Genomic DNA, 12,683 nt, shown 5'->3' on the forward strand with positions numbered 1-12,683 from the left:
AGTCCGGATGATCGAAACGCCGTCCCTGGTGGACCAGTACTGCCACGGCGTGCTCCGTACCGAGCTGGGCCTCGGCACCTTCGAGGCCCACCTGGCCCGCACCGAGGGCCCGCCGGCCGCGGGCACCACCCTCTTCGACACCCAGACCGGTTTCGCCGTACGCCGCTGGTGTCCGCCGCTGCTCGGCCTGGAGCCGCACTGCCCACCCGCCCGCTATCTCGCCCGGCGCCGCGAACTCGGCGTCCTGGAGGCGGACCGCAGACTGCTGCGGGGCAGCGGCATCACCACCTATCTCGTCGACACCGGGCTGCCCGGCGACCTGACCGGGCCGTCCGAGATGGCCTCCGCGGGCGACGCCGAGGCCCACGAGATCGTCCGCCTGGAGTTGCTCGCCGAGCAGGTGGCCGACACCTCCGGCACGGTGGAGGCGTTCCTCGCCAATCTGGCCGAGTCGATCCACGGGGCGGCGGCCCACGCCGTGGCGTTCACGTCCCTGGCGGGCGTACGGCACGGTCTGGCGCTCGCGCCGGAGCCGCCGGGGCCGGGGGAGGTGCGGGGTGCCGCGGGCCGCTGGCTCGCCGGTCGCCGGGTGGGCGGCGCCCTGTCGGATCCGGTCCTGCTCCGCCATCTGCTGTGGAGCGCGGTGACCTCGGGCCGCCCCCTCCAGCTCCACGCGGGCCTCGGCGAACCGGGTCTGCGCATCGACCGCACCGATCCGGTGCTGCTCACCGACTTCGTGCGCGCCACGGCCGGGCTCGGCACGGACCTGGTGCTGCTGCACGGCTATCCGTACCACCGGCACGCGGCGCATCTGGCGGGGGTGTTCCCGCATGTCTACGCGGACCTGGGCGCGGTGCTCGCCCGCACCGGCGCCCGGGCCGCCGCCGTCCTGGCCGAACTGCTGGAACTGGCCCCCTTCGGCAAACTCCTCTTCTCCAGCGGCGCCCACGGCCTGCCCGAGCTGCATGTGATCGGCGCCGGTCTGTTCCGGGAGGCGCTCTCCCGGGTGCTGGGCGGCTGGGTCGCCGAGGGGGCCTGGTCGCTGGAGGACGCGCAGCGGGTGGCGGGGATGATCGCCGCGGGGAACGCACGACGGGTGTACGGACTGACGTGACCGTACGTCCGCCGTGCGACCCGGATCAGCGGTGCCGGACGGGGCCCGCGGTCACGCGGTGGTGAGCGCCGACTCCGCCGAGGGACCCGGAAGATCCACCGTCACCGAGGGGCGCTCACGCAGCGACAGCAGCACGCGCAGCGTTCCGATCCACACCAGGCAGGAGCCGAACATGTGGACGCCGACCAGTACCTCGGGGAGGTGCGTGAAGTACTGCACATAGCCCACCACTCCCTGGGCCAGCAGCACCACGAACAGATCGCGGGTGCGGTGCAGCGGTCCCGTGGGCGCGTCGACGGCCTTGAGGACGAACCACAGCGCGAAGGTCAGCGTCACCACGATCCAGGCGAACACGGCGTGCAGCTTGCTGACCGTCTCCCAGTCGATCGGAATGCGCTTGACGTCGCTGGAGTCACCGGCGTGCGGTCCGGCACCCGTGACCACCGTGCCGACCGTGATCAGCAGCGCCGAGGCGACGACCAGGAACCACACCAGCTGCTGCACGGCCTTGCCGACCAGCGGGCGCGGTGCCGCGTCGCCCTCGCGGGTGCGCTGCCACATGACCGCGGCCACCGTGATGAGCGCGGTGGTGAGCAGGAAGTGGGCGGCGACGGTGTACGGGTTGAGGCCGACGAGGACGACGATGCCGCCGAGGACCGCGTTGCTCATCACGATCCAGAACTGCGCCCAGCCGAGCCGGGTGAGGCTGCGCCGCCGCGGCTTCTCCGAGCGCGCGGCGATGATCGCCCAGCCGACCGCCGCGCACAGCACGTACGTCAGCATGCGGTTGCCGAACTCGATGGCGCCGTGCAGGCCCATCGCGCTGGTCGTGGTCAGCGAGTCGTTCGTGCACTCCGGCCAGGTCGGGCAGCCGAGCCCCGAACCGGTCAGGCGTACGGCGCCACCGGTGACCACGAGGACCACCGACATGGCGAGCGCGGCGAACGCCGCCCGCTGCACCGTCCGGGGTTCCGGGGTCCAGCGTGCGGCGATGAAGGCGAGCGGGTTGCGCACGGCCGCTACGGCATCGGCGCGGGTCACGTTTGGCACGCCCCTCATCGTAGGGGGCCGCTTGTGCATGAATTCACTTGGGTCGGGCGATGGCCCGGCCGCTCACTCCCAGCGGAAGAACCGGCCGGCCACGGCCAGTCCCACGACCGCCCACACCGTGAGGATCCCCAGGTCGCCGACGGGCATGCCGGCGCCGTGCTGGAGGACGCTCCGGAGGCCGTCCGAGAGTGCGGAGATCGGCAGGAGGCCGAGGACGTCCTGCGCGCCGGCGGGGAACTTGTCCAGCGGCACGATCACACCGCCGCCGACGAGCAGCAGCAGAAAGACCAGGTTCGCCGCGGCCAGGGTGGCCTCCGCCTTCAGCGTGCCCGCCATCAGCAGACCGAGCCCGGAGAACGCCGCCGTACCCAGGACCAGCAGGAGCAGCACGGCGAACGGGTTGCCGTGCGGCGACCAGCCCAGCGCGAAGGCGATGACCGTGAGCAGGATCACCTGGAGGACCTCGGTGACCAGGACGGAGGCCGTCTTCGCGGCCATCAGGGCCCAGCGGGGCAGCGGCGAGGACGCGAGCCGCTTCAGCACGCCGTAGCGGCGCTCGAAGCCCGTCGCGATGGCCTGCCCGGTGAACGCGGTCGACATCACGGCGAGCGCGAGGATGCCCGGGGTGAGGAAGTCGACGGCCTTGCCCGCGCCGGTGTCCACGATGTCGACGGAGCTGAAGAGGACCAGCAGCAGCGTCGGGATGACGACCGTCAGCAGCAACTGCTCGCCGTTGCGCAGCAGCATCTTCGTCTCGAGCACGGCCTGCGCCGCGATCATCCGCGGCAGTGGCGCGGCGCCGGGCTCGGGGGTGTAGGTACCGGCGGTGGTCATGAGCGCAGCTCCTTGCCGGTCATTTCCAGGAAGACGTCTTCGAGGGTGTGCCGTTCGACGGAGATCCGGTCCGGCATCACCCCGTGCTGGGCGCACCAGGAGGTGACCGTGGCGAGCAGCTGAGGGTCGACCTTGCCGACGACACGGTACGCGCCGGGTGTCAGCTCCGCCGCCGTGCAGTCCGCCGGCAGGGCCTTGAGCAGGGACCCCACGTCGAGGCCCGGTCGGCCCGTGAAGCGCAGCGTGTTCTCGGCGCCGCCGCGGCACAGCTCCTCGGGGGAGCCCTGGACGATGACCCGGCCCGCGTCGATGATCGCGACGTCGTCGGCGAGCTGCTCGGCCTCGTCCATGAAGTGGGTCGTCAGGATCACGGAGACGCCGTCGGCACGCAGATCGCGCACCAGGTCCCAGGTCGCGCGGCGGGCCTGCGGGTCCAGGCCGGCAGTGGGCTCGTCGAGGAAGACCAGTTCCGGGCGGCCGACGATGGCCATCGCGAGCGCCAGCCGCTGCTGCTGGCCGCCGGACAGCCGCCGGTAGGGCGTCCGCCCGCAGCTGCCGAGCCCGAGCCGCTCCATGAGCGTGTCCACGTCCAGCGGGTGGGCGTGCAGCTTCGCCACGTGCCGGAGCATCTCCTCGGCGCGGGCGCTCGCGTACACACCGCCGGACTGGAGCATCACGCCGATCCGGGGGCGCAGCGCGGCGGCGTCGCGGACCGGGTCGAGGCCGAGGACGCGCACCGTGCCGGAGTCCGGCTTCCGGTATCCCTCGCAGGTCTCGACGGTGGTCGTCTTGCCCGCCCCGTTGGGGCCGAGTACGGCGGTGACACCCGCTTCGGCCACCAGGTCGAGGCGGTCCACAGCGGTCTTCGTGCCGTACCGCTGCACCAGGGACTGCACCTGGATGACCGGCTCACTTCGCATGGGCCAGAGTCTAGGTAGGCGCGCCGGGCGCCGGACCAGGGGGTCCGAAACTACTCGTCGCGTGGCCGGTGCACGCCCAGCCACCGCTCCGCGTAGGCCACCGCGTCCGCCACCGGGAAGAGCCGTGCGCGGGCCGCGCCCACGGTTCCGCGGACCACCGGACGGTCCCGCTCGAAGTCATGGCCCAGCTCGTCGAACCGGTCGGAGGTGATCGAGACCTCGGTCACCACCTCCCAGCCCTCCGGTCCGGGCCGTCCCACCCGGACCAGGGGGGAGGGGATCCGGTACTCGGCGAGATGGAAGCTCGTACAGGTGTCGTAGCCCGTGCCCAGCAGGAGCACCCGGGCGCCCATCGCCTCCAGCCGCGCCAGCGGGCTGCGCTCGCCCAGCCGGCAGTCGGTCGCGTGCCCCGCGACCACCTCCGCCGCCCGGGCTCCGACAGCCGCGAAGGAGGTCTGCGGGTGCGCGCTGCGCCGGGCCCCCGGCCATCGTCGGACGGTCTCCGGTATCACCCCGACCCCGAGCGAGGGGGTGACGAGCGGGTCGTACGCGGGCATCGTGGCGCGGATCGTGTCCCACCACTCCTGGGGCACCGGGGGACGGGACCACACCGCCGGGTCCGAGAGGTGCCCGGTCTGGGCGGGGACCACCAGGGTGCCGTCCGGCCCGAGCGCGTCGAGCAATCCCTGCACGACCGCGACGGCGCCTCCGCAGACCCAGCCGAGCGCGCTGAGCGAGGAGTGCACGAGGAGCGTCTCGCCGGGCTGGACGCCGAGCGTGCGCAGCTCCGCGAAGACCGTGTCCCGGGTCACAAGAGGGCCGGTCGGAGGGGGTGTGGGCATGGTCCGGGAGTCTCGCGCAGACCACCGCGGACCGCCACCCGTTTGATCGATCGGAGATCGTTTGCGCAGGTCGGTTTAGGTATGCCTAAGTGATGTACCGCACCGGCGGGCCGCTCCGACGGCGCTTGTCAGTCTTCGAGGAATTACGCAACAATGGCGTTGTGAAAAACGTCGGCGAGGCCCAGGAGGCACCTACGGGGGCCCCTCAGGAGGAACTCGGGACCGGGGAGCGCTCCACGCGCAACCGGGTCGCGCGCTCCATCCTGGACCACGGCCCGTCGACCGTCGCCGAGCTGGCCGGACGGCTGGGACTCACCCAGGCGGCCGTACGCCGGCATCTGGACGCCCTGGTCGCGGACACCGTGGTCCAGGCCCGCGAGCAGCGGGTGTACGGGGCGCGGACGCGCGGCCGTCCCGCCAAGGTCTTCGCGCTCACCGACTGCGGCCGGGACGCCTTCGACCAGTCGTACGACAAACTGGCCGTGGACGCGCTGCGCTGGATCCAGGAGCGGTTCGGCGGGGACGAGGCCGTCGTCGCCTTCGCGCGCGCGAGGATCGCCGAGCAGGCCACCGCCTACCGCCGGGCCATCGAGGCCGCCGACCCCGAACGACGGACCGAAGCCCTGGCCAAGGCGCTGAGCGCGGACGGGTACGCTGCCACGGCGCGCAGCGCGCCGGTCGGCGAACAGCTCTGCCAGCACCACTGCCCGGTCGCCCACGCTGCGGAACAGTTCCCCCAGCTGTGCGAGGCCGAGACGGAGATCTTCTCCGAGCTGCTCGGCACGCATGTCCAGCGACTGGCGACGATCGCGCACGGTGACGGCGTCTGCACGACGTTCATCCCCAAGACGCCCCCGGCGACCAAAACCTCAAAGATTTCCGAGACCACCCACAACGCATCTGCCAGCACGGCCGGGAGGAACCCCGCATGACTCTCCCCACGGAGACTGCCCACCCCGAACTCGAGGGCCTGGGCAAGTACGAATACGGCTGGGCCGACTCCGACGAGGCCGGTGCCGCGGCGAAGCGCGGTCTGAACGAGGACGTCGTCCGTGACATCTCCGGCAAGAAGTCCGAGCCGGAGTGGATGACCAAGCTGCGCCTCAAGGGTCTGAAGCTCTTCGAGAAGAAGCCCATGCCGAACTGGGGCTCGGACCTGTCGGGCATCGACTTCGACAACATCAAGTACTTCGTGCGCTCCACGGAGAAGCAGGCGGAGTCCTGGGAGGACCTGCCCGAGGACATCAAGAACACGTACGACAAGCTCGGCATCCCCGAGGCGGAGAAGCAGCGCCTCGTGGCCGGTGTCGCGGCCCAGTACGAGTCGGAGGTCGTCTACCACCAGATCCGCGAGGACCTGGAGGAGCAGGGCGTCATCTTCCTGGACACCGACACGGCGCTCAAGGAGCACCCCGAGCTGTTCAAGGAGTACTTCGGCACGGTCATCCCGGCGGGTGACAACAAGTTCGCCGCGCTGAACACCGCCGTGTGGTCCGGCGGCTCCTTCATCTACGTGCCGCCGGGCGTGCACGTGGAGATCCCGCTCCAGGCCTACTTCCGTATCAACACGGAGAACATGGGCCAGTTCGAGCGGACCCTGATCATCGTCGACGAGGGTGCCTACGTGCACTACGTCGAGGGCTGCACGGCCCCGATCTACAAGTCGGACTCGCTGCACTCCGCGGTCGTCGAGATCATCGTCAAGAAGAACGCCCGCTGCCGCTACACGACCATCCAGAACTGGTCGAACAACGTCTACAACCTGGTCACCAAGCGCGCCGTGGCCTACGAGGGCGCGACCATGGAGTGGATCGACGGCAACATCGGCTCCAAGGTGACGATGAAGTACCCCGCCGTCTACCTGATGGGCGAGCACGCCAAGGGCGAGACGCTCTCCATCGCCTTCGCCGGCGAGGGCCAGCACCAGGACGCCGGCTCCAAGATGGTCCACATGGCGCCGAACACCTCGTCCAACATCGTGTCGAAGTCCGTGGCGCGCGGCGGCGGCCGTACCTCCTACCGAGGTCTGGTCGAGATCGGCGAGGGCGCGCACGGCTCCAAGTCGAACGTGCTGTGCGACGCGCTGCTCGTCGACACCATCTCCCGCTCCGACACGTACCCGTACGTCGACGTCCGCGAGGACGACGTGTCCATGGGCCACGAGGCGACCGTCTCCAAGGTCTCCGAGGACCAGCTCTTCTACCTGATGAGCCGCGGCCTCTCCGAGTTCGAGGCGATGGCGATGATCGTGCGCGGCTTCGTCGAGCCGATCGCCAAGGAACTGCCCATGGAGTACGCGCTCGAACTCAACCGGCTGATCGAGCTGCAGATGGAAGGCGCGGTCGGTTAAGACCCGCCCCTCGACAGCAGCACGCAGATTTCTGACGTAGGAAGAGAGCAGACCGACAGCCATGGCTGAGGCTCAGAACATCCCCGTGGGCTCCACCACCGCGGGCCAGATCGCGGTCGCCGCCGAGTCGACCGTCGCCACGCGCATGAGTGCGCCGCCGTCCTTCGACGTGGCGGACTTCCCGGTGCCGCACGGCCGCGAGGAGGAATGGCGGTTCACGCCGCTGGAGCGCCTGCGTGGTCTGCACGACGGCACCGCCGTCGCGAACGGCGACGGCGTGAAGGTGACCGTCGAGGCACCCGAGGGCGTCACCGTCGAGACCGTCGGCCGTGACGACGCCCGGCTCGGCAAGGCGGGCACCCCGGTGGACCGCGTCGCCGCCCAGGCGTACTCCGTCTTCGAGAAGGCCTCGGTCGTGACCGTCCCGAAGGAGACCGTCCTCACCGAGCCGATCCGTATCGCCGTGCACGGCCAGGGCGGCACCGCCTTCGGCCACCAGGTGATCGAGCTCGGCGCCTTCGCCGAGGCCGTCGTGGTCATCGACCACACCGGTGACGCGGTGCTCTCCGCCAACGTCGACTACCTGCTGGGCGACGGCGCCAAGCTGACCGTCGTCTCCGTCCAGGACTGGGACGACAAGGCGGTGCACGCGGCCCAGCACAACGCGCTGGTCGGCCGGGACGCCTCCTTCAAGTCGGTCGTCGTGACCTTCGGCGGCGACGTGGTCCGCCTCAGCCCGCGTGTGACCTACGCGGGCACCGGCGGCGAGGCCGAGCTGTTCGGGCTCTACTTCACCGACAGGGGCCAGCACCAGGAGCACCGGCTCTTCGTCGACCACAACACCCCGCACTGCAAGTCGAACGTCGTCTACAAGGGCGCGCTCCAGGGCGACGACGCGCACGCCGTGTGGATCGGCGACGTGCTCATCGAGGCCAAGGCCGAAGGCACGGACACGTACGAGATGAACCGCAACCTCGTGCTGACCGACGGCGCCCGCGTCGACTCGGTCCCCAACCTGGAGATCGAGACCGGCGAGATCGTCGGCGCCGGCCACGCCAGCGCCACCGGCCGCTTCGACGACGAGCAGCTCTTCTACCTGATGGCCCGCGGCATCCCGGAGCACGAGGCCCGCCGTCTGGTGGTGCGCGGCTTCTTCGCCGAGCTGGTCCAGCAGATCGGTGTCGCGGACATCGAGGAGCGGCTGCTCGCCAAGATCGAAGAGGAGCTGGAGGCCTCGGTCGCATGACTGACTCGTCGAAGTTCGTACGCGTCTGTGGGCTCAGCGAGCTGGAGGAGGACACCCCGAAGCGGGTGGAACTCGACGGCACGCCGATCTCCGTCGTGCGCACGGAGGGCGAGGTGTTCGCCATCAACGACATCTGCTCGCACGCGAACGTCTCGCTGTCCGAGGGCGAGGTCGACGACTGCCACATCGAGTGCTGGCTGCACGGCTCGCGCTTCGACCTTCGGTCCGGCAAGCCCGACGCTCTTCCCGCGACGCGCCCCGTCCCCGTATACCCCGTAAAGATCGAAGGGGACGACGTGCTCGTCTCCCTCACCCAGGAGTCCTGAGGCACCCATGGCAACGCTTGAAATCCGAGACCTGCACGTCACCGTCGAGGCCGACAACGCCACGAAGGAGATCCTCAAGGGCGTCGACCTCACCGTGAAGCAGGGCGAGACGCACGCCATCATGGGCCCCAACGGCTCGGGCAAGTCGACCCTCGCCTACTCGCTCGCGGGGCACCCCAAGTACACGGTCACCAGCGGCACCGTGCTGCTCGACGGCGAGGACGTCCTGGAGATGTCCGTCGACGAGCGCGCCCGCGCGGGCCTGTTCCTGGCGATGCAGTACCCGGTCGAGGTCCCCGGCGTCTCGGTCTCCAACTTCCTGCGCACCTCCGCCACGGCCGTCCGCGGCGAGGCGCCGAAGCTGCGCACCTGGGTGAAGGAGGTCAAGGAGGCCATGGAGCGTCTCCACATGGACCCGTCCTTCGCCGAGCGCAACGTGAACGAGGGCTTCTCCGGCGGTGAGAAGAAGCGCCACGAGATCCTCCAGCTCGAACTGCTCAAGCCGAAGGTCGCGATCCTCGACGAGACCGACTCGGGTCTGGACGTCGACGCGCTCCGCATCGTCTCCGAGGGCGTCAACCGCATCCGTGAGACCGGCGAGGTCGGCACCCTGCTGATCACGCACTACACGCGCATCCTGCGCTACATCAAGCCCGACTTCGTCCACGTCTTCTCCGGCGGGCGGATCGTCGAGTCCGGCGGTGCCGAGCTCGCCGACAAGCTGGAGGACGAGGGCTACGAGGCATACACGAAGGGTGGCGTATCCGCGTGACACAGCTGCCGGGCCTCCTCGACACCGAGGCGATCCGCAAGGACTTCCCCGTCCTGGACCGACTGGTCCACGACGGTAAGAAGCTCGTGTACCTGGACAACGCGGCGACCTCGCAGAAGCCGCGCCAGGTGCTCGACGTCCTCAGCGAGTACTACGAGCGCTACAACGCCAACGTCCACCGCGGTGTGCATGTGCTCGCCGAGGAGGCCACGGCGCTGTACGAGGGCGCGCGTGACAAGGTCGCCGAGTTCATCAACGCGCCGAGTCGCGACGAGGTCATCTTCACCAAGAACGCCTCCGAGTCGCTCAACCTCGTGGCGAACATGCTGGGCTGGGCCGACGAGCCCTACCGCGTGGACCACGACACCGAGATCGTCATCACGGAGATGGAGCACCACTCCAACATCGTCCCGTGGCAGCTGCTCTCGCAGCGCACCGGCGCGAAGCTGAAGTGGTTCGGTCTCACGGACGACGGCCGGCTGGACCTGTCGAACATCGACGAGATCATCACCGAGAAGACGAAGATCGTCTCCTTTGTGCTGGTGTCCAACATCCTGGGCACGGTCAACCCGGTCGAGGCGATAGTCCGCCGCGCCCAGGAGGTCGGTGCGCTGGTGTGCGTCGACGCCTCCCAGGCCGCGCCGCACATGCCGCTGGACGTGCAGGCGCTGCAGGCCGACTTCGTGGCCTTCACCGGCCACAAGATGTGCGGTCCGACGGGTATCGGCGTTCTCTGGGGCCGCCAGGAGCTGCTGGAGGACCTTCCTCCGTTCCTGGGCGGCGGAGAGATGATCGAGACGGTGTCGATGCACTCGTCGACGTACGCCCCCGCGCCGCACAAGTTCGAGGCCGGTACCCCGCCGATCGCGCAGGCGGTCGGTCTGGGCGCGGCGATCGACTATCTGACCTCGATCGGCATGGACAAGATCCTCGCCCATGAGCACGCGCTCACCGAGTACGCGGTGAAGCGGCTGGGCGAGGTCCCCGACCTGAAGATCATCGGCCCCACCACGGCCGAGGACCGGGGCGCGGCGATCTCCTTCACGCTGGGTGACATCCACCCTCACGACGTGGGCCAGGTCCTGGACGAGCAGGGCATCGCGGTCCGGGTCGGCCACCACTGCGCCCGTCCCGTCTGCCTGCGGTACGGAATTCCTGCGACCACGCGAGCGTCGTTCTATCTGTACTCCACGCCGGCCGAGATCGACGCACTGGTCGAGGGGCTGGAGCACGTACGGAACTTCTTCGGCTGAAGGGCGTGCTGAGACCGTGCTGAGTTATCCCGGGGGGCAACCCCCGGCCCCCCGGCCGAATGACCACGCAACGGACGACAGGACGCGAGGTTGGTCGCTGTGAAACTGGATTCGATGTACCAGGAAGTCATCCTGGACCACTACAAGCACCCGCACGGGCGTGGTCTCCGGGACGGCGACGCCGAGGTGCACCATGTCAATCCGACCTGCGGCGACGAGATCACGCTGCGTGTGAAGTACGACGGCACGACGATCAAGGACGTTTCGTACGAGGGCCAGGGCTGCTCGATCAGCCAGGCCTCGGCCTCCGTGCTGAACGAACTCCTCGTCGGCAAGGACGTGACGGAGGCACAGAAGGTCCAGGAGACCTTCCTGGAGCTGATGCAGTCCAAGGGCAGGATCGAGCCCGACGAAGCGATGGAGGACGTCCTGGAGGACGCGGTCGCGTTCGCGGGTGTCTCCAAGTACCCGGCACGGGTCAAGTGCGCCCTCCTGAGCTGGATGGCGTGGAAGGACGCGACGGCCCAGGCCCTGGGCGGGGCCGACGCCGAAAGGAAGACGGCATGAGCGACACCGTGGAGATGAAGCCGGTCTCGGAGGATGAGCTCCGCGAGGCCCTGATGGACGTCGTCGACCCCGAGCTGGGCATCGACGTCGTCAACCTCGGGCTGATCTACGGCATCCACATCGACGAGTCGGCCAACATCGCCACCGTCGACATGACCCTGACCTCGGCGGCCTGTCCGCTGACGGACGTCATCGAGGACCAGGCCAAGTCCGCCACGGACGGTCTGGTGAGCGAGCTGCGGATCAACTGGGTCTGGATGCCGCCGTGGGGTCCCGACAAGATCACGGACGATGGCCGTGAGCAGCTTCGGGCGCTCGGCTTCAACGTCTGAGCTGCCCTGACCTCCTCCGAGGTCGCCCCGGCCCCTGAGGTCCCTTTCGGCCTTCCCGGCCGCGGAGAACGGCGACGCCCGACGGGCGTCGCCGTTTCCTGTTGTTCAGCTCAGGCCGTCCACCAGCCGGAACGCGGAGTCCGCCCGGTAGAGGTCGCTGTTCTGGTTCGGATCCAGCTTGAGCCGGAAGTTCTGGTGGCGCAGGAAGCGCCCCGGATAGTTCACCGACTCCAGCATGACCGCGCCGGGGTAGGACGAGACACGGGGACAGAAGGTGGCGTCCTGCGCGAAGAGCGCGGAGCGGTCGTCCGGCTCGGCCCGCAGCAGGAAGTCGCGGTGCCGCAGATAGGTGCCGTCGGCCGTGGTGAAGGAGTAACACGAGTCATCGGCCAGCCCCTTCACCAGTTTGAAGGTCGCGGCACGCTGGGCGGAGGCGGAACCGGCCGGGTCCAGCCGCACGATGTCGCCGCTCACCTGCCAGTAGCGGTCCGGGTAGTTGACCGACCGGACCGAGCGCCAGGTGGCGGACGACGTGGACGTGCTGGGCTTGCCGGAGGAGGCCGGCGCGCCGCCCTTCGGCGGATGGGTGGCGGACCCCGATCCGGCCGTGGGCGAGGCGGGCGAGGCGGAGGCCGATCCGTCCGCCGAGGCCGACGACCGGACGGAGGTCATGCCGCTCTTTCCGCTGGGGGCCGCCACGGGGGCGGCGGGCAGCGAGAAGCCGAGTCCGTCCGGGCCGCTCAGCGCGACCGCGGTGTCCCCGGAGCTGCCGGGTGACGGGCCGTCAGTGTTCCTGGCCAGCAAGGAGATCGCCAGCGCGCTGGAGGAGAGGACGGCCACGGCTGTCAGGCCGGCCGCCCAGAGTCGGCGGCTCCCGGGCGTGCGGGGCTCGCCGGGGGTCACACCTGTCTCCCAGACGGGGGAGTGGGCGGGGCGGTCGGGGGTGAGTGGGGGGTTCTGTTCTGGCATGCGCGGTTCCCTCGGCGTCGCCTGACGGCGTACGCGGAATCGTCGAGTGGGTGTGACCCAGCAGGGGAGCAGGGGAAAGGCAGAGGCGACCCGGTCACGGGCGCACGG

Annotated in this window: 14 protein-coding genes; 9 read left to right on the plus strand and 5 right to left on the minus strand. The window is 69.8% G+C overall.

Annotation, left to right across the window (positions count from 1 at the left end):
- The first annotated feature begins 7 nt into the window (after positions 1–7).
- Entirely contained in the window at positions 8–1,114 is a 1,107-nt protein-coding gene (locus tag ACFY2Z_RS02280; protein WP_390742270.1) for an amidohydrolase family protein, read from the plus strand.
- A gap of 51 nt (positions 1,115–1,165) precedes the next feature.
- Here the strand turns inward: ACFY2Z_RS02280 and ACFY2Z_RS02285 are convergent, their stop codons facing one another.
- Genes ACFY2Z_RS02285 through ACFY2Z_RS02300 form a run of 4 tightly spaced genes read right to left on the minus strand, consistent with a single transcriptional unit; the run spans position 1,166 to position 4,760 of the window.
- Positions 1,166–2,173, minus strand: a complete 1,008-nt coding sequence (locus ACFY2Z_RS02285) for a heme A synthase (RefSeq protein WP_390742271.1) — start codon at positions 2,171–2,173, stop codon at positions 1,166–1,168.
- A 54-nt stretch (positions 2,174–2,227) separates the two neighbouring features.
- Complete coding sequence (locus tag ACFY2Z_RS02290) at positions 2,228–2,998, minus strand: ABC transporter permease (protein WP_390742272.1); 771 nt, start codon at positions 2,996–2,998, stop codon at positions 2,228–2,230.
- Entirely contained in the window at positions 2,995–3,918 is a 924-nt protein-coding gene (locus ACFY2Z_RS02295) for an ABC transporter ATP-binding protein (RefSeq protein ID WP_390742273.1), read from the minus strand. The genes ACFY2Z_RS02290 and ACFY2Z_RS02295 overlap by 4 nt, the downstream gene beginning before the upstream one ends.
- A 50-nt stretch (positions 3,919–3,968) precedes the next feature.
- Positions 3,969–4,760, minus strand: coding sequence for an aminoglycoside N(3)-acetyltransferase (locus ACFY2Z_RS02300; RefSeq protein ID WP_390742274.1), 792 nt, complete (start codon positions 4,758–4,760; stop codon positions 3,969–3,971).
- 161 nt (positions 4,761–4,921) lie between these two features.
- Here ACFY2Z_RS02300 and ACFY2Z_RS02305 point away from each other — a divergent pair, with 161 nt between their 5' ends.
- The 8 genes from ACFY2Z_RS02305 (at position 4,922) to ACFY2Z_RS02340 (ending at position 11,606) form a co-directional block, all read left to right on the plus strand.
- Positions 4,922–5,692, plus strand: coding sequence for a helix-turn-helix transcriptional regulator (locus ACFY2Z_RS02305; RefSeq protein WP_390742275.1), 771 nt, complete (start codon positions 4,922–4,924; stop codon positions 5,690–5,692).
- The gene (sufB, locus tag ACFY2Z_RS02310; protein WP_311699440.1) at positions 5,689–7,110 is read left to right on the plus strand and encodes a Fe-S cluster assembly protein SufB; all 1,422 of its coding nucleotides are present in this window, start codon (positions 5,689–5,691) and stop codon (positions 7,108–7,110) included. Before ACFY2Z_RS02305 ends, sufB begins: the two co-directional genes overlap by 4 nt.
- 61 nt (positions 7,111–7,171) lie before the next feature.
- Entirely contained in the window at positions 7,172–8,356 is a 1,185-nt protein-coding gene (gene sufD / locus ACFY2Z_RS02315; RefSeq protein WP_390742276.1) for a Fe-S cluster assembly protein SufD, read from the plus strand.
- Complete coding sequence (locus ACFY2Z_RS02320) at positions 8,353–8,682, plus strand: non-heme iron oxygenase ferredoxin subunit (protein ID WP_390742277.1); 330 nt, start codon at positions 8,353–8,355, stop codon at positions 8,680–8,682. Before sufD ends, ACFY2Z_RS02320 begins: the two co-directional genes overlap by 4 nt.
- A gap of 7 nt (positions 8,683–8,689) precedes the next feature.
- A complete protein-coding gene (gene sufC / locus ACFY2Z_RS02325; RefSeq protein WP_390742278.1) occupies positions 8,690–9,454 on the plus strand; it encodes a Fe-S cluster assembly ATPase SufC in 765 nt (254 codons plus the stop codon).
- Complete coding sequence (locus tag ACFY2Z_RS02330; RefSeq protein ID WP_390742279.1) at positions 9,451–10,707, plus strand: cysteine desulfurase; 1,257 nt, start codon at positions 9,451–9,453, stop codon at positions 10,705–10,707. The genes sufC and ACFY2Z_RS02330 overlap by 4 nt, the downstream gene beginning before the upstream one ends.
- 99 nt (positions 10,708–10,806) lie before the next feature.
- A complete protein-coding gene (gene sufU / locus ACFY2Z_RS02335) occupies positions 10,807–11,274 on the plus strand; it encodes a Fe-S cluster assembly sulfur transfer protein SufU (protein ID WP_390742280.1) in 468 nt (155 codons plus the stop codon).
- Entirely contained in the window at positions 11,271–11,606 is a 336-nt protein-coding gene (locus tag ACFY2Z_RS02340; protein WP_355903490.1) for a metal-sulfur cluster assembly factor, read from the plus strand. Before sufU ends, ACFY2Z_RS02340 begins: the two co-directional genes overlap by 4 nt.
- Before the next feature lie 105 nt (positions 11,607–11,711).
- Here the strand turns inward: ACFY2Z_RS02340 and ACFY2Z_RS02345 are convergent, their stop codons facing one another.
- Entirely contained in the window at positions 11,712–12,575 is an 864-nt protein-coding gene (locus ACFY2Z_RS02345; RefSeq protein ID WP_390742281.1) for an AbfB domain-containing protein, read from the minus strand.
- Positions 12,576–12,683: the final 108 nt, after the last annotated feature.

The organism is Streptomyces sp. NPDC001222 (assembly GCF_042896945.1).
GTDB lineage: Bacteria > Actinomycetota > Actinomycetes > Streptomycetales > Streptomycetaceae > Streptomyces > Streptomyces gibsoniae.

Excerpts from the sequence above, each read along its gene's own strand:
- ACFY2Z_RS02320 (WP_390742277.1), top strand. The coding sequence starts at position 8,353 with ATGACTGACTCGTCGAAGTTCGTACGCGTCTGTGGGCTCAGCGAGCTG.
- sufB (WP_311699440.1), top strand. The coding sequence starts at position 5,689 with ATGACTCTCCCCACGGAGACTGCCCACCCCGAACTCGAGGGCCTGGGC.
- sufC (WP_390742278.1), top strand. The coding sequence starts at position 8,690 with ATGGCAACGCTTGAAATCCGAGACCTGCACGTCACCGTCGAGGCCGAC.
- ACFY2Z_RS02290 (WP_390742272.1), bottom strand. The coding sequence starts at position 2,998 with ATGACCACCGCCGGTACCTACACCCCCGAGCCCGGCGCCGCGCCACTG.
- ACFY2Z_RS02340 (WP_355903490.1), top strand. The coding sequence starts at position 11,271 with ATGAGCGACACCGTGGAGATGAAGCCGGTCTCGGAGGATGAGCTCCGC.
- ACFY2Z_RS02345 (WP_390742281.1), bottom strand. The coding sequence starts at position 12,575 with ATGCCAGAACAGAACCCCCCACTCACCCCCGACCGCCCCGCCCACTCC.
- ACFY2Z_RS02295 (WP_390742273.1), bottom strand. The coding sequence starts at position 3,918 with ATGCGAAGTGAGCCGGTCATCCAGGTGCAGTCCCTGGTGCAGCGGTAC.
- ACFY2Z_RS02300 (WP_390742274.1), bottom strand. The coding sequence starts at position 4,760 with ATGCCCACACCCCCTCCGACCGGCCCTCTTGTGACCCGGGACACGGTC.
- sufD (WP_390742276.1), top strand. The coding sequence starts at position 7,172 with ATGGCTGAGGCTCAGAACATCCCCGTGGGCTCCACCACCGCGGGCCAG.
- ACFY2Z_RS02285 (WP_390742271.1), bottom strand. The coding sequence starts at position 2,173 with ATGAGGGGCGTGCCAAACGTGACCCGCGCCGATGCCGTAGCGGCCGTG.
- ACFY2Z_RS02280 (WP_390742270.1), top strand. The coding sequence starts at position 8 with ATGATCGAAACGCCGTCCCTGGTGGACCAGTACTGCCACGGCGTGCTC.